Raw genomic sequence first — 25,407 nt, forward strand, 5'->3', positions numbered from 1 at the left:
GCTCAGAGGCGTTGCCATCCCGGCGCCGCGTGGTCCTGTTCGGTCACGTGACGGGCGCATGCGTCCGTCAGGGCCTCCAGGAGGCTCAGGGGGTCCGGCAGGGGGTGTTCGGGGCCCCGCAGCCAGTGCACCGACTGTCCGTCGTCCCCCGGCAGACGGGCCGGCGGGACGAGGACGTAGGAGCCCCGGCAGTGCCAGCGCAGTCCGGGGTGTTCGTCCATGGTCTCGGGGTGGCAGTCCAGCTCGCAGGGCCACCACTCGTCCTCGTCCTCGGGAGTGCCGCGGGTGAGGGTGAAGAACAGCATGCGGCCGTCGTCGCTCTCGGCGACCGGGCCGACCTCGACGCCGGAGCCGAGCAGCCGTTCCAGGGCCTGGCGGCCGGCCTCCAGCGGTACGTCGAGGACGTCGTGGGTCATGCCGGTCGCGGTGATGAAGTTGGCCTGCGGCTGGTGCCGGGCCCAGCGCTCGATCTGCGCGCGGTCGGTGGTGGACTGCGTCTGCCAGGCGAAGGAGACCGGGTGCCGGGCGGGGGTCGGACAGCCGACGCGGTCGCAGGAACACCGGTAGCCGGCCGCCGGGTACGCGGCGGGTGCGAGGGGCAGACCCGCGCCCGCGGCGGCGAGCAGCAGGGCCTCACGGTCGCCGTCGTCGGCGCCTTCCGTCGGGCCGCTTCCCCGCAGCCACCGGGTGAGTCTGCCCCGCAGGCCGCTCAGGCCGCCGAACTCCGCGCTCATCTATCCCCTCGCCTCGCTGTGATGCGGACAGCATGCCCTATGGTCCCATCATCCTGCGCATCGGGGGTCCCGAGGCCCTAATCGGGGCAGGTGGGACGGATGTGACGCGGGAGCCCTAACGGGGGACGAGGCCGTACAGGGCGTAGTCGACCAGGGTGTCGGTGTAGTCGTAGGAGATGGGGCCCGTGTGCTGGAGCCAGCGCTGGGCCAGCGGGGAGACGAAGAGCTCCAGGGCGATGCGCGGGTCGATCTCGGGGCGGAGCAGGCCGGCCCGCTGGGCGGAGCGCAGACGGTCGACGTACACCTGGAGCTGGGGTTCGAGGAGCTTGGCGACGAACTCGCGGCCGAGCTGTTCGTTGACCACGCCCTCGGCGGACAGGGCGCGGGCCGGTGCCTCGAAGCGGGGGTCGAGGAGCTCGTCGACGGTGGCGCGCAGGACGCCCTTGAGGTCGGCGGCCAGGTCGCCGGTGTCCGGGATGGTGTACGGCACCTGGCCCGCGGCCTCGGCGGCCTGCTCGCCGAGGTCGAGGAACGCCTCCAGCAGGACGTCGGCCTTCGACCCCCACCAGCGGTAGATGGTCTGCTTGCCGACGCCGGCCCGGGCGGCGATTCCCTCGATCGTGGTCCTCGGGTAGCCGGCCTCGGCGACGAGGGCGAGGGCCGCCTCGTAGATGGCGCGCCGGGATCTCTCGCTGCGGCGGGTGGTGTCGGGGGCGGGCTTGGCGGGCTGGGCGGACCTGGCGGGCTTGGTGACCATGGGGCGACCGTACCAAGGGGGTGAGACGGGGCGTCTCGCCAACGGCGCCCCGCGGACCCGCCCGGTGCCCGGTGCCGCGACGGGGCGGACGCCGCCCGCCGCGGGTGCTGTGCGGGACTTTCGGAACACCCCCTAGATCCGCTCCTCCGGGTACCGCACGCCGATCCGCTCCCGTACCGCGTCCAGCGTGCGCATCACCGCGAGGGTGCCGTCGAGCGGTACCAGCGGGGACTCCGTCTCGCCGGCCCGCAGGGCGCGCATGACCTCGCGGGCCTCGTGCCGGAAGGTGGTCCGGGGGCCGTCGGCCGGGTCGGCGGCGAACTCCTCGGGATCGCGGCCGGCGCGGTGCAGGACCAGACGGTCGGGGTGGAAGAACCCGGACGGGATGTCGATGCGGCCGCGGGAGCCGGTCACGGAGGCGGTGGTGCCGGTGCCGCCGGTGACCGAGCAGTGCAGGGCGGCGAGCGCGCCGGACTCCCAGGACAGGGCGAGGGCGGTCTGGAGGTCGACGCCCTCGGCGGACAGCACCGCCTGCGCGGAGATCCCGGACGGTTCGCCGAGCAGGAGCTGGGCGAAGGAGACGGGGTAGACGCCGAGGTCGAGGAGGGCGCCGCCGCCCTGCGCCGGGTCGCGCAGCCGGTGCGAGGGAGGGAAGGGACCCTCCAGACCGAAGTCGGCCTGGACCGTGCGGACCTCGCCGATCGCGCCGTCCTCGACGAGGGTCTTGAGCCGGCGGATCACGGGGTTGCAGTACATCCACATGGCTTCCATCAGGAAGCGGCCGTTGTCCCGGGCCAGCGCGACGAGTTCCTCGGCCTCGCGCACGTTGAGCGTGAACGGCTTCTCGCACAGCACGCCCCGGCCGGCCTTCAGGCACATCCCGGCGGCGGTGCGGTGGGCGGCGTGCGGGGTGGCGACGTAGACGACATCGATGTCCGCGTCCTCGGCGAGCGCGCCCCAGTCGCCGTAGGCCCGGGGGATCCCGAAGCGTTCGGCGAACGCCCGCGCCGAGGCCTCCGAGCGCGAGCCGACGGCGACGACCTCGGCGTCGGGCAGGTCGACCAGGTCCGCCGTGAAGGCGGCGGCGATCCCGCCCGTCGCCAGGATTCCCCACCGCACCGTGTCCGTCGTCATACCCCGCCCGCCCTCGTGGCCGTACCAGCAGTCCGTTCGAGCTGAGAGCATAGGTGGCGCAGACATCGCACAGGGAGGGGCGGCCGTATGCCGGAGGGTGGGGCGACACCGAAGGTGTCGGAGACGACGGCCGTGGCGCCGCCCCCGCGTGCGCGGCGCCGCACCAGCCTGCTGGTCACCCTCGTCCTCGGCGGTCTGACCGCCACTCCCCCGCTGTCGATGGACATGTACCTCCCGGCCCTGCCGGAGGTCACCCGCAATCTGCACGCCCCCGCCGCGACCGTGCAGCTGACGCTGACCGCCTGTCTGGCCGGCATGGCGCTGGGGCAGCTGGTGGTCGGCCCGATGAGCGACCGGTGGGGGCGCCGCCGTCCGCTGCTCGCCGGGCTCGCGGTGTACGTCGTGGCGACGGTGCTGTGCGCGCTCGCGCCCACCGTGGAGCTGCTGATCGCGTTCCGGCTGGCGCAGGGGCTGGCGGGCGCGGCCGGGATCGTGATCGCGCGGGCCGTCGTCCGGGACCTGTACGACGGTGTGGCGATGGCCCGGTTCTTCTCCACCCTGATGCTGATCTCCGGGGTGGCCCCGGTGGTGGCGCCGCTGATCGGCGCGCAGATCCTGCGGGTGACGGACTGGCGGGGCGTGTTCGCGGTCCTCACGGTGGTGGGGCTGACGCTGGCCGCGCTGGTGTGGGCGAGGCTCCCGGAGACGCTGGAGCCCGCCGAGCGGCACGCGGGCGGGGTCGGCGAGGCGCTGCGCTCGATGCGCCGTCTGCTGGCCGACCTGCCCTTCACCGGCTACATGCTGACCGGCGGCTTCGCCTTCGCCGCGCTGTTCGCGTACATATCCGCCTCGCCGTTCGTGATCCAGGAGATCTACGGCGCCTCGCCGCAGACGTTCGGTCTGCTGTTCGGCGCGAACTCGGTCGGGCTGGTGCTGGTCGGGCAGGTCAACGGCAAGGTGCTGGTGGGCCGGGTCCGCCTGGACCGGGTGCTGGCCGTGGGTCTGACGGTGGTGGCGCTGGCCGCGGCCGCGCTGCTGCTGATGGCGGGCGGCGCGTTCGGCGAGGTGGGGCTCGCCCCGGTGGCGGCGGCCCTGTTCGTGCTGATGTCCGCGATGGGTGTGACGCTGCCCAACGCCCAGACGCTCGCGCTGATGCGGGTCCGCCACTCCGCCGGGTCCGCCTCCGCGCTCCTCGGCACCTCCTCGTTCCTCATCGGCGCGGTCGCCTCCCCGCTCGTCGGGATCGCCGGTGAGCACACGGCCGTCCCGATGGCCGTCGTCCAACTGGCGGCCGCACTGGTGGCGATGGCCTGCTTCGTGGGAATGTGCCGTCCCTGGAAGAACACGGGGGCGGAGGGAGCCGAGCACTGAGCGCGCCGAGACTGCGTGTCGACACCCCGGAACGGGCGGGGCTCGACCCCGAGGAGATGCGCCTGCTCGTCCTCGACGTCATGGACCTGACCGTCGGCGACCGGCCGTGGGCGGCGGGCGCCGTGGTCGTCGCCGGACGCGGCCCGGTGATCGCCGTACAGGAGGCGGCGGGCTGGGCGGTGCGGTACGAGGCCTACGACCCGGGGCGCGACGCGGGGGTGGAGCTGCCGCCGGAGGCCCGCGTCCCGATGACCGTCGGCACCCCCTTCGACCTGGCCTCCCTCACCAAGCTGTTCACGTCGGTCGCGGCGGTGCAGCAGATCGAGCGGGGCACCCTCGGCATCGACGCCCGCGTCGGCGCCTACCTGCCCGACTTCCGCGGTGCCGCCGCCCACGGCCTCACCGTCCGCCACCTCCTCACCCACACCTCCGGGCTCCGCCCCGAGCTGCCGCTGTACGCCTGCGCGGACGACGCCGAGCGGCTGGAGCTGCTGCGGGCGGAGACACCGGTGGCGGAGCCGGGCACGTACGTGTACTCCGATCTGAACATGCTGCTGCTCCAGCAGCTCCTGGAGCGCCTGACCGGACGCTCCCTCGACGTCCTCGTGCACGAGGGGATCACCCGGCCGCTGGGCATGACGTCCACCCGGTTCGGGCCCTGTCCGGGCGCGGCGGCCACCGAGGACCAGCGGCGGCCGTGGGCGAAGGCGGACCGGGGGATGCTGCGGGGCGAGGTGCACGACGAGAACGCGTGGGCGCTGGGCGGGGTGGCCGGTCACGCGGGCCTGTTCTCCACCGGCCGCGACCTCGCCGTCTTCTGCCGCACCCTGCTCGCGGGCGGCTCGTACGGCCCCGCGCGCATCCTCGGCCCGGACTTCGTGGAGCTGCTGCTGACGCCGCCGGGACTGGGGTTCGCCGTGGACCAGCCGTGGTTCATGGGCGAGCTGGCCGGCGAGGGCGCGGCCGGCCACACCGGTTTCACCGGGACCTCACTGGTCCTGGACCCGGCCACGGACACCTTCGTGGTGCTGCTGGCGAACACGGTGCATCCGGTGCGCAGGACGCCGGACAGTGCGCCGCGGGCGCTGGCGGGGACGCGGATGGCGATGGCGGTGCGGTGAGCGGCTCGTGGCGCCGGGGCGCCGGGCCGCGCCGTCCTGCCCGGCTGGGGGCGCTGTTCCCAGCGAGGGCGGCACCGCGGCCGGGTGCCTCATAATCGCCAGGTGAACGTCTCCGTGTCCGCCGCCGAAACCCTCCGCACCGCTCTCGCGGAACTCCTCGACGGCCTGCCGCCCCGGCAGGCCGCTCAGGCCGTCGAGCGGCTCATCGCCAGCTACCGGGGCGCGACCCCGACCGACGCGCCCATCCTGCGGGACCGCGCGGACGTCGCCGCCTACGCCGCGTACCGGATGCCGGCGACCTTCGAGGCGGTGCGCTCGGCGCTGGAGGCGTTCGCGGACGCCGTACCGGAGTGGACGCCGGGCAGCCACACCGACGTGGGCGGCGGGACGGGCGCGGCGACCTGGGCGGTGAGCGCCACCTGGGAGGGGACGCGCCCGGTGACCGTGCTCGACTGGGCGGAGCCCGCGCTGGCCCTCGGCCGCGAGGTGGCCGCCGCGAACCCGGCGCTCGGCGACGCGCGCTGGCTGCGGGCCCGCATCGGCTCCGCCCTGGCCCTGGAGAGCTGCGACCTCGTCACCGTCTCCTACGTCCTCAACGAGCTGGCCGCCGCCGACCGCGCCGCCCTGGTGGACGCCGCCGCGTCCGCCGCGCAGGCCGTGGTGATCGTCGAACCGGGCACCCCGGACGGCTACGCCCGGATCATCGAGGCCCGTGACCGGCTGATCGCCGCCGGATTCCGGGTCGCCGCGCCCTGCCCGCACAGCGCCGCCTGTCCGATCGTGCCCGGCGAGGACTGGTGCCACTTCTCGGCGCGGGTCAGCCGCTCCTCCCTGCACCGGCAGGTCAAGGGCGGCTCGCTGCCGTACGAGGACGAGAAGTTCTCGTACGTGGCAGCCGCCCGCTTCCCCGTCTCCCCCGCCGCCTCCCGGGTGGTCCGCCGGCCGCAGATCCGCAAGGGGCAGGTGCTCCTCGACCTGTGCGAGGCCGAGGAGCGGCTGGGCCGCACGACGGTGACGAAGAAGCACGGCGACCTGTACAAGGCGGCCCGGGACGCGGCCTGGGGCGACGCCTGGCCGCCGGCGTCGTAGGAGCCCTCGGGGGTCAGGCCGGCTTGAGTCCCTGGTCGCCGGTCTCCGTGACGAAGGACGCGGCCGTGGTGAGCGGGGCGCCCGGGGTGGTGACGTACGGGACGGTCCTGAAGTCGGCGCGGGCCAGGTCGCGGCCGAGGGTGACGGTGACGTAGCCGCGCCGGCCGTTGTAGAACCTCAGGTGCGGGTTGGCCGTCATGTAGGTGTTCCAGTTCGCGGGCCTGTCCGAGCCGTCGCGGCCGCTGGCGATCGAGGTGGCCACGATCTCCGTGCCGAGCGTCCGGGAGGCGGGGTCGTCGAAGTCGTCCTTGATGTCGAAGGCGTACCCGACGTGCACGTCGCCGGTGAGGACCATCAGGTTGTCGACGCCGGCGGCCTTCGCGCCGTCCAGGACGCGGCGGCGGGAGGCGCGGTAGCCGTCCCAGGCGTCCATGGACAGCTTGGCGACCGGGTTCAGGTCCAGTTTCCGCTGGGAGAAGGTGACCTGCTGCGGTACGACGTTCCACAGCGCCCGTGAGGCGCGCCAGCCGTCGAGGAGCCACCGCTCCTGGGTGTCGCCGGTCATGGTGCGCGCCGGGTCGTCGATGTCGGGGCCGGGCAGCTGCGCGCCGTCGCCGTAGGCCTGGTCGGAGCGGTACTGGCGGGTGTCGAGGACGTCGAACTGGGCGAGCTCGCCCCAGTGCAGGCGGCGGTGGAGCCGCATGTCGGGGCCGTCGGGGAGCTGGGGGCGGCGCAGCGGCTGGTTCTCCCAGTAGGCGCGGTAGGCGGAGGCGCGGCGCAGCAGGAACTCCTCCGGCGGGACGTCGTTCTCGGGGAGGTCGCCGGCGTAGTTGTTCTCGGTCTCGTGGTCGTCCCAGGTGACGACGAAGGGGTGCGCGGCGTGCGCGGCCATCAGGTCGGGGTCGGACTTGAAGAGGGCGTAGCGCAGCCGGTAGTCCTCCAGGGTCACCGTCTCGCGGTTGAACACGTCGGGGAGCGTGCGGTCGGTGTAGTTGCGGTGGTTGCCGACCGGATTTACGGCGTACTCGTACAGGTAGTCCCCGAGGTGGAAGACCACGTCGACGTCCTCCTGGGCGAGATGGCCGTAGGCGGTGTAGTAGCCGTCGGCGTACGCCTGGCAGGAGACCGCGGCGAGGGTGAGGGCAGAGGTACGGGCGTGGGGGGCGGGCGCGGTGCGGGTGCGGCCGGTCGGACTGACCCAGTCGCCGACGCGGAAGCGGTAGTGGAAGACACGGTCGGGGTCGAGGTGGGGGACCTCGACGTGGACCGTGTGGTCGAACTCGGGGTGCGCGGTGGCCGTGCCGCGTCTGACCGTCCGCCGGAAGTTCTCGTCGTGGGCCAGTTCCCAGTGCACGGCGACCCGTTCGGCGGGCAGTCCGCCGTCGGGCTGGTAAGGGGCGGGGGCGAGCCGCGTCCACAGCAGGACGGAGCCGGGCAGCGGGTCGCCGGAGGCCACGCCCAGGGTGAAGGGGTCGTCGGTGATGCGCGCGGGGTCGAGTTCGGCGGCGGCCGCGGTGCCGGCGGCCGGCAGGTTAACGGCGAAGGCGAGGGCGGCGGCCGCGCCGGTGACGGTGAGGAAGCGGCGGCGGCCGATGTGGCGGGCGGCTGCCCGGAGTTCGGGGGCGTGCGGGGACGGGCGTGCTGCGGGTGTCATCCGGTCCTCCCCTGACGGTGGGTGTCCCTGGCATTGGAGTGGCCGGGGACGACCCGGGAGCGTCGCCGGGGGGACACGCGCACGACGGTCGGATGGCGGACGGGCGCGTTCCGTATGACGGACGACGACGTCCGGTCTGCCGTACGCTGCGGCGGCATGGATGCCGAACGGACTCCCAGGATCGCGATCGTCACCGGTGCCGGGTCCGGCATCGGGCGGGCGGTGGCCGTGGAACTGCTGTGCGCGGGCTGGTCGGTGGCGCTGGCGGGGCGGCGTGAGGAGGCTCTGGCGGGGACGGCCGCGTCGGCGCCCGAGCGCGCGAGTCTCGTCGTACGGACGGACGTGTCGCGCCCCGACGACGTGACCGCCCTGTTCGCCGCCGTGCGCGAGCGGTTCGGGCGGCTGGATCTGCTGTTCAACAACGCGGGGACGTTCGGGCCCGGGGGCGTGCCGTTCGAGGAACTGCCCTACGACGCCTGGCGGCATGTGGTGGACACCAATCTCAACGGGGCGTTCCTGTGCGCGCAGGCGGCGTTCCGGCAGATGAAGGAGCAGGACCCCCGGGGCGGACGGATCATCAACAACGGCTCGGTCTCGGCCCACGCGCCCCGGCCGCTGTCGGCGCCCTACACCGCGACCAAGCACGCCCTCACCGGGCTGACGAAGTCCCTCTCGCTGGACGGCCGGGCGTACGGCATCGCCGTCGGGCAGATCGACATCGGCAACGCGGCGACCGACATGACCGCGCGGATGCGGACGGGCGCGCTGCAGGCCAACGGCGAGATCGCGCCGGAACCGGTGATGGACGTGGCCGATGTCGCGCGCACGGTGCGGCACATGGCGGAGCTGCCGCTGGAGGCGAACGTGCAGTTCGCGACGGTGCTGGCGACGGCGATGCCGTACGTGGGGCGCGGGTGAGGGGCCCACGGGCCGTCAGTTCCTCGACCCCTACAAGTGGAATTTGACCATCCGGGCCATTGCGGCCGGTAGCGGACTTATGCTCAACTCTCCTGCACGAGAACTTCACACTTCGCGCACGGAATTTCCGCGGGGCGCTCCGCGGGTCGAGCCATACCGAGGGGGGAGGGCAGCCGCTCCACGGCACCGGGTTGGGGGTGGACCTCGCATGGGACCGCGAGGTACGCACCGGGGCCGTGGAGCGGCTGCCTCGACGTTCAGCGCGGCGAGCCGGGCTCGGGGTCGGGGGTTTCGCGCGGGGCGGGGTCGGGGGTTTCGCGCGTGGTGGCCTGGGGGGTCTCCTGCGTCGCGGGGTGGGGGGTCTCGTGCGTCGCCGCATGGGGGGTCTCGTGCGTCGCCGCATGGGGGGTCTCGTGCGTCGCGGGCCGCGGGTCCGTCGTCGTTCGCCGCGCCGTTCCCGGCGCCCCTTCGGCCCGTCGTCTGCGCCGTGCCTCGTAGGCTCCCGCCGCCAGCAGCAGGATCGCGCCCCCGGCGCCGCCGAACACGCCCCAGCCTCCACCGGAGCCCCCGTCCTCCGCCGCCTGCGCCCCGGCGTGCGGTGTCCTCCCGGAGGGTGACGCGCTCGCGCCGCCCTCGCTCAGGGGATCGACCAGCCTGCCCACGGACCCCGCCGAACCGCCCTTCCCGAAACCCCAGTCCAGGAGGGCGGCCGTCTCCTCGTACACGGCGTTGTTGCCGCTCTCGGGATGGAGGACGGTGACCAGGAGGGTGCGGCCGTCGCGGGTGGCGGCGCCGGTGAAGGTGTTGCCGGCGTGCGTGGTGTAGCCGTTCTTCACCCCGATCATGCCGTCGTACGGCGTGACTCCGTACGTCCCCGACAGCAGCCGGTCGGTGTTCTCGATCCGGAACGTCCTGCGCCCGCCGGCGGGGAAGTCGGCGGCCTTGGTGGAGCAGTAGGCGCGGAAGTCGGCGTTCCGCAGCCCGTGCCGGGCGAAGAGGGTGAGGTCGTAGGCGGAGGAGAGCTGGCCGGTGTGGTCGTAGCCGTCGCAGCTGACGACATGGGTGTCGAGGGCCTGCAGATCGGCGGCCTTCGCCCGCATGTCGGCGACGGACTTGGCGACCCCGCCGTTCATCAGGGCGAGGATGTGCACGGCGTCGTTGCCGGAGCGCAGGAACACGCCCTGCCACAACTGCTCGACGGTGTAGGTGACCCCGGGCTCGAGTCCGACGAGGCTGGAGCCGGGAGGAAGGCCGGCCAGGTCCGCGTCGGTCACGGTGTACCGCTCGGTGCGCTCGAACTTCCCCAGCAGGGTGTCCGCGAACAGCATCTTCAGCGTGGAGGCGGGCGCCAGCCGCCGGTGCGCGCGGTAGGAGGCGAGCACCTCGCCGGTGTCGTAATCGGCGAGCAGCCAGGCGCGGGCGGTGAGCTTCTTCGGCAGACCGGTGGTGAGGGTCGCCTGGACACCGTCACGGGCGAGCCGGGCGCCGCCGATCACCGTGCCGGTCGCGGCGGCGGCAGGGGTGGCCGCGGCGAGCGGGGCGAGTGCGCCGAAGGCGAGCAGGGACCGCCGTGAAGGGCGTGTGAATGCGTGCACGGCGGGACCGTACAAGGGGATCCTGTGGGCAGCCAACCCGCTCCACCTGGGAAAACCCCCTCCACAGCTTAGGAATGAGCTGTCTGATGGAATTCTGAGGCGGCGGCCCGGATCCGGCCCGCATTCTCAGTCCTCACACATCCTTTACTCAGTCCGGCTCAAAGGTTCCTCCCTAGTTTTTGGGCCGCGCCCACAGCGGGCGCCAAGAACCTTCGAGGAACGGGATGTTTGGCATCTATCTCAAGCGCGAGCTGGGCCGGCGCAAGAAGGCTGCCCTGGTCATCGCACTGGGTCTGGCGCTCGGTATCGCGCTGGTCATCACCGTCAACTCGGTGTCGGCCGGCATGACGCAGGCACAGGACAAGGTCCTGCAGTCGCTGTACGGCCTCGGCACCGACATGACGGTCACCAAGGCCCGCACGGCACCCTCCGGCAACAGCTCCGGCCAGCCCAGATTCGAGTTCGACGCGAAGTCGGACGACGACGACACCGAGCAGAGCTCCGACCGGGTGATGACCCAGGGCGGTCAGGCCCTGAAGTCCTCGCTGGTGGCCGAGGTCGCCGCACAGAAGGGCGTGTCGGCCGCGGTCGGCGCGCTCACGCTGAACGTCACCAAGGTCAACGGCTCCTTCACCCAGGGCAAGGCGCAGAGTTCCACCAGCGGCAGCAGCGGCCAGGGCGGTCCCGGCGGTCAGGGCGGCGGCTCCACCGCGGCCCCGCAGGTCCAGGGCGGCGGCGCCTCCTTCGACGTCAACTCCTACTCCGTGGCCGGTGTGGACGTCACCGACCAGGACCTCGGCCCGCTGGCCGGCTCGAAGATCACCTCGGGCGTGACGTTCACCTCCGCGCAGACCAACGCGAAGGTCGCGGTCGTCAGCAAGTCGTACGCCAAGGAGAACAAGTACACGGTCGGCGAGACCCTGAAGATCTCCGGCACCAAGTACAAGATCATCGGCATCGCGACGCCCGACAGCAGCGAGTCCACCACCGACGTCTACCTGCCGCTGAAGGAGGCACAGACCCTCGCCGACGCCAAGAACCAGGTCACCACGATCTACGTCAAGGCGACCGACTCCCAGCAGATCGACACCGTCAAGGCGACGATCCAGAAGAACATCTCCGGTACGACGGTCACCACCTCCGCCGACCTGGCCGAGACGGTCTCCGGCTCCCTGTCCACCGCCTCCAACCTGGCGACCAGTGTCGGCAAGTGGCTGTCCATCGCCGTTCTCGCCGCCGCCTTCCTGGTGGCCGCGCTGCTCACCTCCTCGGCCGTGTCCCGCCGGGTGCGTGAGTTCGGCACCCTGAAGGCGCTCGGCTGGCCGAGCCGCCGGGTGACCCGGCAGGTGGTCGGCGAGTCCATCGTCAACGGTCTGCTCGGCGGCGCCCTCGGCATCGCCCTGGGCCTGGCGGCCGCGTACGCGGTGACCGCGGTCAGCCCCAAGCTGACGGCCGAGCTCGGCAACACCGGCGGCGGCGGAATGGGCGGCGGCCCCGGCGGGGGCGGTCCGGGCCAGCAGTCGGCCTCCAACACGATGGAGATCGCCCTGTCGGCGCCCGTCTCCGGGACCACCATCGCGCTCGCGGTGGGCCTGGCGGTGGCCGGTGGTCTGATCGCCGGCGCGATGGGCGGCTGGCGCGCCTCGCGGATGCGCCCGGCGGACGCGCTGCGCAGCGTGTCGTAACACCCCTCCGGCCGGGCAACCGCCTCCACTCCCCCGGGAGGCGGTGCCCCCGGACTGAGGCACCCCGAGGAGGCGGTGCCCCGGACCGAGGCACCCCCTGAGCAGGGGCGCCGCGTACCCCTTCCCCCCCGGCACGCGGCGCCCCACCCCTCTTCTTCTCCCCCTACGCGGCTACGGAGCTACCCATGTACAGACTGACCGGCGTCACCAAGCGCTACTCGCGCGGCAAGGAGACCGTCGAGGCGCTGCGCGGCATCGACCTCACCATCGAGGACGGCGACCAGCTCGTCATCCAGGGCCCGACGGGCGGCGGCAAGTCCACCCTGCTGCAGATGATCGGCGGCCTGGACCGCCCGACCGAGGGCAGCGTCGAACTGGACGGCGTCGACCTCGCCCGCATCAGCGAGGCCAAGCTGACCCGGCTGCGCGCCGAGAAGATCGGCATCATCTTCCAGTCGTTCAACCTCATCCCGACGCTGACCGCGCAGGAGAACGTGGAGACGGCCCTCGTCCCGCTCGGCGTGAAGCCGGCCGAGCGGCGCGAGCGGGCGGCGGAGGCACTGCGCTCGGTGGGCCTGGGCGAACGCCTCGGCCACGCCCCCTCCGAACTCTCCGGCGGCCAGCAGCAGCGCGTCGCGATCGCCCGCGCGCTGGTGAAGAAGCCCAAGGTGCTCCTCGCCGACGAGCCCACCGGCAACCTCGACGAGGGCACCCGCGACGACATCATGGGCCTGCTGGAAGGCCTGTGGCACGAGTACGGCCTGACCTTCGTCATGGTCACCCACGACTCGTCGATCGCCCGCCGCGCCCCGCGTCTGGCCACCATCAAGGCGGGACAGATCACGCTGACCGAACAGGGCGACGCGCGGGCGTACGCCCGGCAGCAGCCGTACGCGGACCACGGGAGCCAGGGCTACTGAGCCTTCCGGCACCGGGGCAGGGGCCGCTCACCGACTCGGGTGAGCGGCCCGTCCGTCTTGGCGGCGGGTCACGCCTGGCCGGTCTCGAACCGGGAGATGTGGCCGTCGTCGGTGACACTGAACTGCCACCTGGTGCGCATCTCGCCCCACGTGTCGTTGCGGTAGCGGGCGACGAGGGAACGCCCCGCGTCCCGCTCCCTCTCGACGTCGATGTGGCCGTTCGAGGAGAAGATCTCGCGGTCGATCCACTCGGTGAGGTCACGGTCGGAGCCGTCGTCTGCCATGGTCGCGTCCGGCGTCAGCAGGCTGAGGAACGTCTCCCGGTCATGCGCGTTCACGGCGGTGACGAAGGCCCGGACGGCCGGGTCGCTGAGTCTTCCGGTCTGGATCGTCATACGGGCAGCGTCACACCGCCCCGGGACCCCCGCCACCCGAACGGCGTGCCGGAGGAGCCGGGTGGGTGTGAAGGGTGCGACGGTGGAAACGCGAGGGGGGTTGCCGCTGCTGTCTGCTCAGGGAGTCACCGTGACCTCTTTCGACCGACGTGATCTGGGCCTGCTGCTGCTCCGGCTGGGCGCCGGCGGCGTGCTGGCCGCCCACGGCACGCAAAAGCTGTTCGGCTGGTTCGGCGGCCACGGACTGGAGGGCACCGGTCAGTTCATGGAGACCGTCGGCTACACGCCCGGCAAGGCCAGCGCAACGGCGGCGGGCCTCGCCGAGGCGGGCGGCGGCGCGCTGCTGGCCCTGGGCCTCGCCACCCCGGCGGCGGGCGCGGCGGCGGCCGGCGCGATGACGGGCGCGTCGGCGGTCCACACCCCCAACGGTTTCTTCAACCAGGAGGGCGGCTACGAGTACGCGGCGACCCTGGGCCTGGCCGCCACCGGCCTCGCCATCGCCGGCCCCGGCCGCCTCTCCCTCGACCACGCCCTCGGCCACGTCTTCGACCGGGGCTGGATGGTCCCCACGGCCCTCGCGGCGACCGGCCTGGTGACGGCCCTGGTGGTGGGCGCCCGCAGAAAGCGCCTGGACCGCGCGGAGCAGGGCGAACAGACGGCGCTGTTCGACGAGCAGGAGGCCTTGTCCGGGGAGCGGTGACGAGCCGATCCGACCGCACCGCGGATCCCGCGCCCGAACTCCCGGGAGCAAGGGCTCCAGTTGTCGGCGGCTGCCCGCGGTGGCGAGGGTACGGGCTGGCGTGTACCGGTGAGGTTCACAGGGGTCGATCAGTTCCAGTCGCCTCGCCCTGGTAGCAGACGCTCGTAGTTGCGAATGTAGTTCTGGTGATAGCCCAGGCGCTCGCACAGATCCGTGTATCGGGCGTACTGCTCCTCGGTGACCACAGCACCGACCGCCCTGAGAGTCTCGAGTAACAAGCGAAGAACCAGGTCGGAGCGGACCGACGCGGCGGCGAGCTCCAACGCGTGCCCAACCGTCGCAGATCAGAGGCCCTTCCCAGGCAAAGCCGCAGAGAGCGGCAGACGAGTCGGGCTGTACGCCGGGTTCTGTCGCCCGGTCGCCTCGCGGCGGCCGGGGAGACGGCCATCCATCTAGGACCGGCGTTGCCGCCGGCCTCGTGCGGTCTACCCGCGGACTCGGGCGGGCAGCCCTCGAACGTCCGCGCAGAGCGCTTTTCACGGCGCTCCTTTTGACCTTGCTCCGGGTGGGGTTTACCTAGCTGCCCAGGTCACCCTGGGCACTGGTGGTCTCTTACACCACCGTTTCACCCTTACCCGGCGCCGGAGCGCCGGGCGGTTTGTTTTCTGTGGCACTGTCCCGCGGGTCACCCCGGGTGGCCGTTAGCCACCACCCTGCCCTGTGGAGCCCGGACGTTCCTCGGGAAGCCCCCTGAGGGGACTCCACGCGGCCGTCCGCCCGGCTCGTCTGCCGTGTCGACCATGGTACCGGGCGGCTGTCCCGCCGAGGACCAGCCGCCGTCGCCAGCACCGAGCCCGTCAGGATCAGGGCGAAGGCGGCCAGGATGGTGGGGGTCAGCGGTTCGTCGAGGAACAGGGCGCCCGCGGCTACTGCGACCGCCGGGTTGACGTAGGTGATGACGGTGGAGCGGGTCGGGCCGATCTCCTTGATCAGTTCCAGGAAGGCGACGAAGGCGACGGCCGTGCAGAGGACGCCCAGGGCGGCGAGGGCCGCGAGGACCTCGGCCGAGGGGGTCCGGTCGGGCCAGGTGACGGCGGCCGCCGGTGCGTAGACGAGTGCCGCCAGGGTCAGGCAGGGGACGATGAGCTGGAGGGTGGGGACGTCCTTCAGGCGGCGGGCCGCTATCAGCGGGGCCGTCGCGTAGCCCACCGCCGTGAGCAGGACCTCGGCCAGCGACCGCGCGTCGCCGCCCGTCAGGTGCGGCACGGTCAGGACCGCCACCCCCGCCAGACCCACGGCCAGGCCTGCCGTCCGCCGTACGCCCAGTCCCTCGCCGTCCCCGAGGAAGCGGGCCGCCACGACGCCGATGATCGGGACGCCCGCGATCAGCAGGCCGGCGGTGGAGCTCGACAGGTGCCGCTCGGCGTCGGTGAGGGTGAACCAGGGGCCGATGATCTCGATGCACGCGAAGGCCAGCATGGGCACCCAGTGGGTGCGGACGGTCCGCCACAGACCGCCCTGGCGGAGGGCGAAGGGCAGCAGGAGCAGGGCGCCCAGCGCACAGCGCGTGAACACCACCATGGAGGGGGAGATCGAGGCGTCCACCGCCACTTTGATCATCAGGTAGGGGATGCCCCAGATCACTCCCATGAGGGAGAAGAGGAACCAGCCGCGTGCAGTCATGCGGGCAGTGTCGGCCGCCGGGTCACCCTCCGTCTTGAACGCTGTTGCGGTACGCCGCCGGGGTGACCCCGAGGACCCGGCGGAACCAGCGGGTGAGGTGTGCCTGGTCCGCGAAGCCGACGAGCGGGGCGACCTCGGCGGGGCGCAGGCCCGTCTCGAGGAGGGTGCGGGCCCTCGTCACGCGGTACTGGGCCAGCCATGCGTAGGGAGGCATGCCGGTCGTCGTACGGAAGGCCCGCAGGAGCTGGTAGCGGGACAGGCCCAGGTCGGCGGCGAGGTCGGTGAGGGTGGGGGGTTCGAGGAGTTCGTCGGCCAGGCGGTCGCGCACCGCGCGGGCGATGCGGTCGGCGCCGGGGACGGTGTCGGGGGCGGGGCGGGCCGTGGAGTGGCGGCGGGCCAGGGCCGTGAGCAGCCAGGGCAGGCGCGACTCGGTCTCCAGGGGGTCGGGGCAGACGCTGAGTTCGGTGTGGGTGGCGCGCAGGGCGGCGGCGAGTTCCGGGTCGTCTATCAGCGGCTCCCGGAAGTGCGGTACGCCGCCGAGGACGCCCTCCGTGAGCAGGGCCAGGCCGGCGTACAGGGCGCGGTAGGCGTAACCGTCGGTGTCGTTGGCTGGGCCGCCGGTGTGCGGCTCGCCGGGGGCGAGGACGACGATGGCACCGGGGCCGTTGCGGATGTGGCCGCCCCGGTAGTCGATGATCTCCGAGCCGCCGACGCAGACGCCGACGGTGAACTCGTCGTGGGCGTGCGGGGCGAAGACGTGCTTGTCGAAGCGGGCGGTGAGCAGATCGAGGGGCGGTCCACAGCGGCCGAGCCGCGCCCGTGTCCATATCGCCTGCTCACCCATCGGCTGGTACCCCCTTGTCACCTTGAGGGTGCAACGCCGTCAAGGGTCGATTCATGCCGGGGGCGGCGTTCAGAGGAAGTCGGAGGTGTCCAGGTCGAAGGCGAAGGGCTCGGGGAGGGTGAGCGGCTTGCCGAAGGGGAGGGTGCAGCGCTGGCGGTAGTCGTCCTGTCTCGGGTCGCTGAGGAGCGTGATCTCGGATGTGTCGCGATCGACCAGCAGGTGGAGCGGGACGCCGGCGCGGGCGTAGCAGCGGCGTTTGGCCTCGCGGTCGGCCTTGGGTTTGGTGGAGGTGACCTCCAGCACCATGGCCACGCCATCGCAGGGCATCCAAGAGTCGGCGCCCCCGAACAGGTCGAGTTCGACCGGGCTGAATGTGGCGTCCGGGATCACATGGTCCTTGGGCCAGCCCTCCGCCTTCTGCAGCTTCAGTCCCTTGTTGCCGGAGAAGTCCATATCGGTGCGCGCCCGCCTGATCACCTGCCTCACGATGCGGCTGATGTACTTCTCGTGATCCCCGTCCGGCGGCGGTGTCACAACGATCTCCCCCTCGACAAGCTCCGCCCGGAAACCTTCCGGGGTGTCCAGGGCGAGAAAGCCCTCCAGCAGGACCTCTTCCTGCGTGAGCGGCTCATGGGCCATGGCAGTCATGTCACGCCCCTCCTTCGGTCGCTCGCCAGACTGGGACATCGGAAGATCACCTGCCCGTGAGATCGGGAACAGTTCCCTCGATCGTGGCACACGACCAAGCCCGGCGTCAGGCGCCGCCTCGCCGCTTGACCCTGCCGCGACGTCAACCTCTCTACTGGTCCCATGCGGATCGGAGAACTCGCCGAGGCCGTCGGCGTCACCACGCGGACCGTCCGGCACTACCACCACCTCGGGCTGCTCCCCGAACCCGAGCGGCGTGCGAACGGTTACCGGGACTACACCCTGCGCCATGCCGTCACGCTCGCCCGGATCCGGCGGCTGACCGAGCTGGGCCTCGGGCTGGCGGAGGCCAGGGACGTCCTCGCCGACGACGCCGGCAGGGATCTCGTCGAGGTGCTCACCGAGCTGGACGAGGATCTGGCCCGGCAGGAGACCGCGATCCGGGAGCGGCGGGCCCGGCTGAGGGCCCTGCTGGATGCCGGGCACCTGCCCGCCGAGGGGCCGGTCTCCCCCGAGCTGGCCGCGCTGTTCGCGCGCACGGCGGCCGAGCTGTCCGACTCCCCCATGGCCGCCCGCGACCGCGAGGTGCTCGCCCTCGTCGAGACGGCCGCGGCCCCGGAGGAGCGTGAACGGCTGCTGGCGGCGGTCGGCGAGGTCGTACGGTCGCCGGAGGCGGTGGCCCGGGCCAACGAGGCGTACGCGCTGCTGGACGCGCTGGCCGACGCCCGCCCCGACGACCCACGGGTGGAGCGGGCCGCCCGCCGGCTCGCCGAGTGCACCCCGCGCGAGCTGCTCCCGCAGGCCGCCCCCCTCGACCTCGACCACAGCTTCCTGCGCGCCCTGTACGCCGACTTCGCCCCCGCCCAGGCGGAGGCGATCCGCCGGGCGCTGCGCATCCTCACGGAGGAGGGACGGTGAGACGACGTGGGCACCGCGGCAGGGTCTTGGGGCTCGTGGCCAGCCTCGTGCGGCACGAACTGCGGCTGCTGGCCGGTCTGCTGCTGTGGGTGGCCCGTCGGCGGCACGGGGTGGGTGACGGGCGGGCGTTCGGCTACGCGCGAGGTCAGGGCGCGGTCATGGCCGGGTTCGTGTTCGTGTGCGCGGTCGAGACGTTCACCCTGTCCGTGCTGCTGCGCGACTGGCCCGCCGCGCACCGGGTGGTGCTCGTCCTCGACCTCTGTACGTTCGTCCTCGTGGCCGGTCTGTACGCGGCCTGGACGGTCCGGCCGCACGTCCTGTACGACGACGCCCTGCGCGTCCGTCAGGCGGCCCATGTGGATCTGCGCATCCCGCTGGCCGCGATCGCCGCGATACGGCAGGAGCGGCGCACCACGCACGAGCATGCCGACGGTGAGCTGAACCTTCCGGTCGGCTCGCAGACCTCGGTCACCCTCGAACTCACCGCCCCGGTCCCCCACCTCACCCTCCTCGGCCGCCGCCGGGAGGTCCGGGTGGTCCGCCTGCACGCCGACGACGCCGCCGGCCTCGTACAGGCCCTCACGCGGGACGGTGGCGCGCCGGCGGCGCCGTGAGCGCAGGTCGGGGGCCGGAGCGGCGTTGGGGCGAAGGGGTGTCGGGGCCGCGGGGGCGCTGAGGGCGGAGCGGCGCTGGGGCCTCAGTGGTACGCCGTACGCTGTCGCAGAGCTCTACAGAAGGAGATCCCGTGCTTGTCCTGCTGCCGCCCTCCGAGGGGAAGGCCTCGTCCGGTCGTGGCGCGCCGTTGAAGCTGGAGTCGCTCGCGCTGCCGGGGCTGACCGCCGCCCGGGAGGCCGTGCTCGGCGAGCTGGTCGAGCTCTGCACGGGTGACGAGGAGAAGGCACGCGAGGTGCTCGGGCTGAGCGAGGGCCTGCGCGGCGAGGTGGCGAAGAACGCGGAGCTGCTGACCGCGGGCGCGCGTCCGGCCGGGGAGATCTACACGGGTGTCCTGTACGACGCCCTCGACCTGGCCTCCCTGGACGCGGCCGCGAAGAAGCGCGCGGCGCGGTCGCTGCTGGTGTTCTCGGGGCTGTGGGGCGCCGTCCGGGTCACGGACCGGATCCCCTCGTACCGCTGCTCGATGGGGGTGAAGCTGCCCGGGCTCGGGGCGCTGGGGGCGTACTGGCGGACGCCGATGGCGGCCGTGCTGCCCGAGGCGGCCGGGGACGGGCTTGTGCTCGACCTGCGGTCGGCGGCGTACGCGGCGGCGTGGAAGCCGAAGGGCGAGCCGGCCGGGCGGACGGCGACCGTGCGGGTGCTGCACGCGCCGACCCGGAAGGTCGTCAGCCACTTCAACAAGGCGACGAAGGGGCGGATCGTGCGGAGCCTGCTGGCGGCGGGCATCGCGCCGCAGGGCCCGGCGGATCTGGTGGAGGCGCTGCGCGGGCTCGGGTACGTGGTGGAGGTGCGGGAGCCGGCGCGGGCGGGGACGCCGTGGACGCTGGATGTGCTGGTGGACGAGGTGCACTGACCCGGACCGCCACGAACACCGCAGCACCGGAAGCACCGGAAGCACCGGAACAGTGTTGCAGCATGCGCAATGACCTTTGCGCATGCTGTACGGCACCGGCACGATGACGCGCATGACCTCACCGCCGCCCTCCTCGCCGGCTGCCTCGGTACTGGACCTGGCCCCAGTCGTGCCCGTGGTGGTCGTCGAGGACGCCGCCGACGCCGTACCGGTGGCGCGGGCCCTGGTGGCGGGCGGGCTGCCGGCGATCGAGGTGACGTTGCGTACGCCGGCTGCGCTGGACGCGATCCGGGAGATCTCCCGGGAGGTGCCGGGGGCGGTGGTCGGGGCGGGAACGGTGATCGCACCGGAACAGGTGACGGCGTGCGCGGCGGCGGGGGCGCGGTTCCTGGTCAGCCCCGGCTGGACGGACGTCCTGCTGACGGCGATGCGGGCGTCGGGGATGCCGTTCCTGCCCGGGGTGTCGACCACGTCGGAGGTGGTGGCGCTGCTCGAGCGGGGGGTGCGGGAGATGAAGTTCTTCCCCGCGCAGGCGGCGGGGGGTACGGCGTATCTGCGGTCGCTCGCCGGACCACTCCCGCAGGCCCGTTTCTGCCCGACCGGCGGGATCGGCCCGGACAACGCGGCGGAGTATCTGGCCCTGCCCAACGTCGGTTGCGTGGGCGGCAGTTGGATGGTCCCGGCGGAGACCGTGGCGGCGCGGGACTGGGGCCGGATCGAGGGCCTGGCACGCGCCGCCACGTACTTCAGGACCTCGTGACCTCAGGGCGTCATGACCGCGGGCGTCATGACCTCAGGGCCTCAGGGCCTCAGGGCCTCAGATGGGACGTGTCGTTGAAGAGCCTGACGCTGGCGTTGCCGTCGGCGTAGTAGGCCACCGCCGAGAGTGAGGCCGCCGAGAGTTCCATGCGGAACAGCGACTCGGGCGGGGCGCCCAGGGCGAGCCGTACGAACGTCTTGATCGGGGTCACATGGGTGACCAGCAGGACCGTGCGGCCCGCGTACGCCGCGACCAGTTTGTCGCGGGTGGCGGCGATGCGGGCGGCGGTGGCCGCGAAGCTCTCGCCACCGCCGGTGGGTTCGGCCTCCGGGTCGGCGAGCCACTTGTTCAGGTCGTCGGGGTGACGCTCCCGGACCTCGCCGAAGGTGAGCCCCTCCCAGGCGCCGAAGTCGGTCTCGATCAGCCCCTCCTCGATCGTGACCTCCAGACCGAGGCGGGAGGCGACGGCGCCGGCGGTCTCGCGGGTGCGGGCGAGCGGGGAGGCGAGGATGTGCTGGATCGTCCCGCGCCGGGCGAGCGCGGCCGCGACCCGCTCGGCCTGCTCCCGGCCGACGTCGGAGAGGGAGGGATCGGTGCCGCCGCTGCCGGAGAACCGCTTCTGCGGGGTGAGGGGCGTCTCGCCGTGCCGGAGCAGGACGAAGGTGGCGGGAGCACCGAGGTCGGGGGCGGCGCCCCATCCGACGGAGGGTTTCGCGGTGGGCGCGGCGGGCGCGGTTCCTGCGGCTTCCGGGACGGTGCCGTCCGTGGAAGCGGACGGGGTGGCGACGGTGCGGGCGGCACGGAGGTCGCGGTCGGCGGCCGTCGTTCCGGGGGTGTCCGCAGTCGTCGTCCCGGCCGTCGCCCCCAGGGCGGGACCGGCGGCGGGGGTGGAGGCGGGGGCGGAGGCGGAGGCGGGACCGGCGGCGGGGGCGGAGGCGGTCGCCGGGCGGCTCCGGGCCAGCGCCTGCCGGGCCTTCGCCGCGCCCGCCGCCGCGTCACCGGGCGGGCCGGACGGCTCGGGGACGGCCGGGGCCGCCGGGGCGGCGGCGAGCGCGGCGCGGGAGGCGGCCGGGTCCCACTGTTCACCGCGCCGGCCCGCGTCCATCGCCTCGTTGGCCAGGCGGTCTGCGTGCTTGTTCTGCTCGCGCGGGATCCACTCGTAGGTGACCTGCCCGGGCGGGAAGACCCGGGCTGCCTCCGCGGCCAGCGGCTTCATGTCGGGGTGCTTGATCTTCCAGCGGCCCGACATCTGCTCGACGACGAGCTTGGAGTCCATGCGGACGCGCACCGCGGCCGACGGGTCGAGCTCGTGGGCGGCGCGCAGGCCGGCCACAAGACCCCGGTACTCGGCCACGTTGTTGGTGGCGACCCCGATGTACTCGGCGCGCTCGGCGAGCGTCTCCCCCGTCGCCGCGTCGATCACCACGCTGCCGTAGCCCGCGGGCCCGGGGTTGCCCCGCGACCCTCCGTCGGCCTCGACGATGAACTCCCGCACCCCGCAGACCCCTTACAGACCGGATTCGGACGTGCGCACCAGGATCCGGCGGCAGTTCTCGCACCGGACGACCGTGTCGGGCGCGGCCGACCGGATCTCGCTGAGCTCGGTGATGGCGAGTTCCTGGCGGCAGCCCTGGCAGGTGCGCGCGTACAGCTTGGCCGCGCCGATGCCGCCCTGCTGCTGACGCAGCTTGTCGTACAGCTTGAGCAGGTCGGCGGGGACGGACCCGGCGACGACCTCGCGCTCCTTGGTGACCGTGGCGGCCTCGCCGTCGATCTCCTCGACGGCGGCGTCCCGGCGGGCGGTCGCGTCGTCGATCTTCCCCTGCACGGCGCCGACCCGCTCGGTCAGCTCGGCGACGCGCTCCTGGGCGGCCTCCCGGCGCTCCATGACCTCCAGGACGACGTCCTCGAGGTCACCCTGGCGCTTGGCGAGGGAGACGATCTCCTTCTGGAGGTTCTCCAGGTCCTTGGGGGAGGTGACCGCTCCGGAGTCGAGGCGCTGCTGGTCGCGGGCGGCACGCTGGCGCACCTGGTCCACGTCCTGCTCGGCCTTCGTCTGCTCGCGGGCGGTGTCGCTCTCCTCGGTCTGCGCGGCCACGAGCAGGTCGCGCAGTTGCGTCAGATCCTTGGTCAGCGACTCGATCTCGGCGTGCTCGGGCAGCGACCGCCGCTTGTGCGCGAGCTGCTGAAGGCGGACGTCGAGGTCCTGGACGTCGAGAAGGCGGATCTGGTCGGCGGGCGCGGCGTTCAGTTGGGGGCTCCCATTGCGCTAGAGGTGGGGCTGGACGCCGCGTGGGCGGTCCAGGGGTCGGTGACCGTACGGGAGACATGGACCCTGAGGCCCCATCCCTTCCGGTCGGAGATCTCGTCGAGCTGGGTTGCGGCCAGCTCGCACCAGGGCCATTCGGTGGCCCAGTGCGCCGCGTCGAGCAGCGCGAGAGGACTCTCGGCGCGGGCCTCGGACGCCGGGTGGTGGCGCAGGTCCGCGGTGAGGAAGGCGTCGACGCCGGCGGCACGGACGTACTCGAAGAGGCTGTCCCCGGACCCGCCGCTGACCGCGACGGTCCGTACGAGGGCCTCGGGGTCCCCCGCCACCCGGATGCCCTGGGCGGTGGCGGGCAGCCGCTCGGCGGCGCGGGCGGCGAACTCGCGGACCGTGAGCGGGTGGTCCAGCTCGCAGATCCTGCCGAGGCCGCGCCGCCCTTCGCCGTCGGTGGGGTCGGGCACGAGAGGCCGTACGACGCGCAGGTCGAGGGCGCCGGCGAGGGCGTCGCTCACCCCGGGGTCGGCGGTGTCGGCGTTGGTGTGGGCGACGTGCAGGGCGATGTCGTTCTTGATGAGGGTGTGCACGACCCGCCCCTTGAAGGTGGAGGCCGCGACGGTGGTGGTCCCCCGGAGGTAGAGCGGATGGTGGGTGACGAGCAGATCGGCGCCCAGCTTCACGGCTTCCTCTACGACGTCCTGGACCGGGTCGACGGCGAACAGCACCCGGGAGACGTCCTGACCGGGCTCCCCCACGACGGTTCCGACCGCGTCCCAGGACTCGGCCCGCTCGGCGGGCCACAGGTTCTCCAGCGCGGCGATGACTTCAGACAGACGGGGCACGGGGCAAGGCTACCTGGCCGTTTCACGCGGCAGTACCGGTGCGGGTGGGGCCGCCGGGCGGGGGGCGGGGGAAGGGGAAATCGGCCCCCGGTTCCGATACGACCGCCGGGCAAGCCGCCCGTCCCCACCGCCCCCCGGCAAGCCGCCCTTGGCCGCCCGCCGCACCCGGCCGAGCTCACCGGCCGGGTCACCGGGCCCGGTGACCCACGGCCGTGCCGATCCCGGCGGCGGGCGGGCCGGGGCCCATCCGGCGAGGCGGGCGGGCCGGGACCGCCGGCACCCGATGCGCGGACCGGAGGCCGACGCCAGACGAGACAGGCAGGCGGGCGGGGGCGGCCGGCGTCTGGTGCGCGGGCCGGGGCCGGCGCCCGGCGGGACGGAGGCCCGGGGATGCACAGCCGTCCGACCGACCTCAGGCGAATCGCTTCTGCACCACTCTTACGAGGGAAGCGCCCGTCCCCCACTCCCCCAGCCGCGCATGCGAAACTAGCTTCGTCACCGGAGGTGACCGAACCATGACGGTCTGTGCGATCGGACCCGCCGCGAAGGACAGAGCGGACGGGACGGACGAGGCGGACGGCGACGAGGACCACACACCGCCCGCCCCCTGTGTGATCACCGCGGACGGCGCCTACGCCGCCCGCCTCGCCCGAGGCCCCCGCCCCGACACCTGGTTCCCGGAGCGCTGGACGCTCGACGGCCCCGAGCCCTACGCCGTACCGCTCCCCGCCAACCAGCCGGAAGAGCCCGGCACGGAGGTGCAGCCGCTGGCCGACGGCCGGGTCCTGGTCCGGCGGCCCGTCCAGGACCTGCACACCTTCTCCCTCCTCTACCCCACCGACCCCGGCACCGGGGAACACCCCCTGGGCGCCGTGGAGTGCCCGGACGAGGCCACCAGCCTGCGCCTGCTCCCCCCGGCCCCCTGCGGCGCCCGCGCGTACGCCCTCGCCGTGGGCCGGTACACCACCGCCGTGTGGCTGGTGGCCGGCGGCGCCTTCGGGCCCGAGCACCTCGCCGAGATCCCGGGCCGCTGCTCGGGCGGCGTATGGCTGGACCGTACGGGCCGGATGCTCGCCCTGGACCGTGAGATCGGCGGGCGGACCAAGACGGTCGTGGTGGACCTGGAGCGCGGCGGCGAGGTCTCCCCGCTGCTGCAGATCGCCGCCCACAGCGACGACCGCCTCCTGCTCGCCGACCCCGACAGCGGTCTGCTGCTGATCGGCTCGGACGCCCCCTCCCCCGGCGAGCCCCGGCTGGGGTGGGGTGTGCTGGGCAGCACCCTGCCGGTCCGTTTCCCGGAGTCCCTGCGCCTGCCCGGCCGTACCCTCACGCCGTTCGCCCTCCAGCCCGGCCAGATGCTCCTGCCGGAGCGCTGCGCGGTGGCGCTGCGGATCGACAGCCCCTTCGGCAGCTGGGTCGGCGTCTGGCGCCCCGCGGACCGGCACCTCCACCAATTCGCTGCCCCTGAGGGCTGGTTGGCCGGCACCGGTCTGTGGACGGAGGACGGCGTGCTCCGGCTGCCGTACGCCACGAGGACGGAACCCTGCGCGGTGGCCCGGCTGACGGCGCCACCGCCCGCCCCGGCCACGGCCCCGGACGGGGACCCGGACAGGGGTCCGGCCCGGCACTCGGACCGGGGCCCGGCGGAGTTCGGGGAGCCGGCGGCCGGGTCGTCCTGCGATCCGGCCACCACCCCGCCGGCACCTCGCCCGGTCCCTCTGCAAGAGGCTCCGCTTGGCCGACTTGTAACGAAGTAGCAGCGGTTGGCGTGCCCGCCTGGATTCGCCCCGTGGTGTGCCGGATAAACTCACCCGGCTGAAAAAGATCATGTTGACGGGGTGAACTCAA

At 73.3% G+C, this 25,407-nt stretch carries 23 protein-coding genes, 1 other RNA gene and 1 pseudogene; 12 read left to right on the forward strand and 13 right to left on the reverse strand.

From position 1 onward, the window contains the following. Positions 1-2 precede the first annotated feature (2 nt). The 3 genes from ACFY2L_RS02735 to ACFY2L_RS02745 all read right to left on the reverse strand — a co-directional run bounded on the left by ACFY2L_RS02735 (position 3) and on the right by ACFY2L_RS02745 (position 2,625). Positions 3-734, reverse strand: coding sequence for a bifunctional DNA primase/polymerase (locus ACFY2L_RS02735; protein ID WP_390655669.1), 732 nt, complete (start codon positions 732-734; stop codon positions 3-5). A 115-nt stretch (positions 735-849) separates the two neighbouring features. Further along, a complete protein-coding gene (locus ACFY2L_RS02740; protein WP_390655668.1) occupies positions 850-1,491 on the reverse strand; it encodes a TetR/AcrR family transcriptional regulator in 642 nt (213 codons plus the stop codon). 132 nt (positions 1,492-1,623) lie between these two features. Then, a complete protein-coding gene (locus tag ACFY2L_RS02745; protein ID WP_390655667.1) occupies positions 1,624-2,625 on the reverse strand; it encodes a Gfo/Idh/MocA family protein in 1,002 nt (333 codons plus the stop codon). Between the two features lie 87 nt (positions 2,626-2,712). Between ACFY2L_RS02745 and ACFY2L_RS02750 the strand changes: the two genes are divergently transcribed. The 3 genes from ACFY2L_RS02750 to ACFY2L_RS02760 all read left to right on the forward strand — a co-directional run bounded on the left by ACFY2L_RS02750 (position 2,713) and on the right by ACFY2L_RS02760 (position 6,206). Further along, positions 2,713-3,996 (forward strand): multidrug effflux MFS transporter, encoded by a 1,284-nt coding sequence (locus tag ACFY2L_RS02750; RefSeq protein WP_390655666.1) that lies wholly within the window; start codon positions 2,713-2,715, stop codon positions 3,994-3,996. Beyond that, positions 3,951-5,117 (forward strand): serine hydrolase domain-containing protein, encoded by a 1,167-nt coding sequence (locus ACFY2L_RS02755; protein ID WP_390655665.1) that lies wholly within the window; start codon positions 3,951-3,953, stop codon positions 5,115-5,117. The genes ACFY2L_RS02750 and ACFY2L_RS02755 overlap by 46 nt, the downstream gene beginning before the upstream one ends. Before the next feature lie 102 nt (positions 5,118-5,219). Then, entirely contained in the window at positions 5,220-6,206 is a 987-nt protein-coding gene (locus ACFY2L_RS02760; protein ID WP_390655664.1) for a small ribosomal subunit Rsm22 family protein, read from the forward strand. A gap of 13 nt (positions 6,207-6,219) precedes the next feature. Here the strand turns inward: ACFY2L_RS02760 and ACFY2L_RS02765 are convergent, their stop codons facing one another. Beyond that, positions 6,220-7,860, reverse strand: a complete 1,641-nt coding sequence (locus tag ACFY2L_RS02765) for an alkaline phosphatase D family protein (RefSeq protein ID WP_390821299.1) — start codon at positions 7,858-7,860, stop codon at positions 6,220-6,222. Between the two features lie 156 nt (positions 7,861-8,016). On the opposite strand from ACFY2L_RS02765, the gene ACFY2L_RS02770 reads away from it, so the two are divergent. After that, positions 8,017-8,778 carry an SDR family oxidoreductase gene (locus tag ACFY2L_RS02770; RefSeq protein ID WP_390821300.1) on the forward strand — a complete coding sequence of 254 codons (762 nt, stop codon included), beginning with the start codon at positions 8,017-8,019 and terminating at the stop codon, positions 8,776-8,778. Between the two features lie 257 nt (positions 8,779-9,035). On the opposite strand, the gene ACFY2L_RS02775 is transcribed toward ACFY2L_RS02770, so the two are convergent. Then, positions 9,036-10,373 (reverse strand): D-alanyl-D-alanine carboxypeptidase, encoded by a 1,338-nt coding sequence (locus ACFY2L_RS02775; protein WP_390821301.1) that lies wholly within the window; start codon positions 10,371-10,373, stop codon positions 9,036-9,038. Positions 10,374-10,597: 224 nt separating this feature from the next. Here ACFY2L_RS02775 and ACFY2L_RS02780 point away from each other — a divergent pair, with 224 nt between their 5' ends. Together ACFY2L_RS02780 and ACFY2L_RS02785 are read left to right on the forward strand one after the other, a co-directional pair. Beyond that, a complete protein-coding gene (locus ACFY2L_RS02780) occupies positions 10,598-12,058 on the forward strand; it encodes an ABC transporter permease (RefSeq protein ID WP_390821302.1) in 1,461 nt (486 codons plus the stop codon). A gap of 185 nt (positions 12,059-12,243) precedes the next feature. After that, on the forward strand, positions 12,244-12,978 hold the full coding sequence (locus ACFY2L_RS02785) for an ABC transporter ATP-binding protein (protein ID WP_390655659.1): 735 nt from the start codon (positions 12,244-12,246) through the stop codon (positions 12,976-12,978). Between the two features lie 68 nt (positions 12,979-13,046). Here the strand turns inward: ACFY2L_RS02785 and ACFY2L_RS02790 are convergent, their stop codons facing one another. After that, positions 13,047-13,373, reverse strand: a complete 327-nt coding sequence (locus ACFY2L_RS02790; protein ID WP_390655658.1) for a nuclear transport factor 2 family protein — start codon at positions 13,371-13,373, stop codon at positions 13,047-13,049. A gap of 130 nt (positions 13,374-13,503) precedes the next feature. On the opposite strand from ACFY2L_RS02790, the gene ACFY2L_RS02795 reads away from it, so the two are divergent. Further along, positions 13,504-14,073 (forward strand): DoxX family protein, encoded by a 570-nt coding sequence (locus tag ACFY2L_RS02795; protein WP_390821303.1) that lies wholly within the window; start codon positions 13,504-13,506, stop codon positions 14,071-14,073. Between the two features lie 380 nt (positions 14,074-14,453). Here ACFY2L_RS02795 and rnpB read toward each other — a convergent pair. The 4 genes and pseudogenes from rnpB to ACFY2L_RS02815 form a co-directional block, all read right to left on the reverse strand. Further along, positions 14,454-14,858, reverse strand: an RNA gene (rnpB, locus tag ACFY2L_RS02800) — RNase P RNA component class A. A gap of 115 nt (positions 14,859-14,973) precedes the next feature. After that, positions 14,974-15,756 (reverse strand): annotated as a pseudogene (locus tag ACFY2L_RS02805) (DMT family transporter); the annotation flags it as partial. A gap of 22 nt (positions 15,757-15,778) precedes the next feature. Beyond that, positions 15,779-16,600 carry a helix-turn-helix domain-containing protein gene (locus ACFY2L_RS02810; protein ID WP_390655635.1) on the reverse strand — a complete coding sequence of 274 codons (822 nt, stop codon included), beginning with the start codon at positions 16,598-16,600 and terminating at the stop codon, positions 15,779-15,781. 69 nt (positions 16,601-16,669) lie between these two features. Continuing rightward, positions 16,670-17,248, reverse strand: coding sequence for a Uma2 family endonuclease (locus ACFY2L_RS02815; protein ID WP_390655634.1), 579 nt, complete (start codon positions 17,246-17,248; stop codon positions 16,670-16,672). Positions 17,249-17,410: 162 nt separating this feature from the next. Here ACFY2L_RS02815 and ACFY2L_RS02820 point away from each other — a divergent pair, with 162 nt between their 5' ends. From ACFY2L_RS02820 to eda, 4 genes are all read left to right on the forward strand, one after another. Next, positions 17,411-18,166, forward strand: a complete 756-nt coding sequence (locus ACFY2L_RS02820) for a MerR family transcriptional regulator (RefSeq protein WP_390821304.1) — start codon at positions 17,411-17,413, stop codon at positions 18,164-18,166. A 26-nt stretch (positions 18,167-18,192) separates the two neighbouring features. After that, on the forward strand, positions 18,193-18,780 hold the full coding sequence (locus tag ACFY2L_RS02825; protein WP_390821692.1) for a hypothetical protein: 588 nt from the start codon (positions 18,193-18,195) through the stop codon (positions 18,778-18,780). A gap of 131 nt (positions 18,781-18,911) precedes the next feature. Continuing rightward, positions 18,912-19,694, forward strand: a complete 783-nt coding sequence (gene yaaA / locus ACFY2L_RS02830) for a peroxide stress protein YaaA (protein WP_390821305.1) — start codon at positions 18,912-18,914, stop codon at positions 19,692-19,694. Positions 19,695-19,806: 112 nt separating this feature from the next. Next, positions 19,807-20,454: a bifunctional 4-hydroxy-2-oxoglutarate aldolase/2-dehydro-3-deoxy-phosphogluconate aldolase gene (gene eda, locus ACFY2L_RS02835; RefSeq protein ID WP_390821306.1), complete on the forward strand. Its 648-nt coding sequence runs from the start codon at positions 19,807-19,809 to the stop codon at positions 20,452-20,454. 49 nt (positions 20,455-20,503) lie between these two features. Here eda and ACFY2L_RS02840 read toward each other — a convergent pair whose 3' ends face one another. The 3 genes from ACFY2L_RS02840 to ACFY2L_RS02850 are packed head-to-tail and all read right to left on the reverse strand — an operon-like array spanning position 20,504 to position 23,559. Beyond that, positions 20,504-21,949, reverse strand: a complete 1,446-nt coding sequence (locus ACFY2L_RS02840) for a bifunctional RNase H/acid phosphatase (RefSeq protein ID WP_390821307.1) — start codon at positions 21,947-21,949, stop codon at positions 20,504-20,506. 12 nt (positions 21,950-21,961) lie between these two features. Continuing rightward, entirely contained in the window at positions 21,962-22,705 is a 744-nt protein-coding gene (locus ACFY2L_RS02845; RefSeq protein WP_390656185.1) for a zinc ribbon domain-containing protein, read from the reverse strand. Continuing rightward, positions 22,702-23,559, reverse strand: a complete 858-nt coding sequence (locus ACFY2L_RS02850) for a Nif3-like dinuclear metal center hexameric protein (RefSeq protein WP_390655629.1) — start codon at positions 23,557-23,559, stop codon at positions 22,702-22,704. Before ACFY2L_RS02850 ends, ACFY2L_RS02845 begins: the two co-directional genes overlap by 4 nt. Positions 23,560-24,074: 515 nt before the next feature. Between ACFY2L_RS02850 and ACFY2L_RS02855 the strand changes: the two genes are divergently transcribed. Next, positions 24,075-25,316 carry a hypothetical protein gene (locus ACFY2L_RS02855; protein ID WP_390821308.1) on the forward strand — a complete coding sequence of 414 codons (1,242 nt, stop codon included), beginning with the start codon at positions 24,075-24,077 and terminating at the stop codon, positions 25,314-25,316. Positions 25,317-25,407 lie beyond the last annotated feature (91 nt).

Source organism: Streptomyces sp. NPDC001381 (genome assembly GCF_042895685.1).
Classification (GTDB): Bacteria; Actinomycetota; Actinomycetes; order Streptomycetales; family Streptomycetaceae; genus Streptomyces.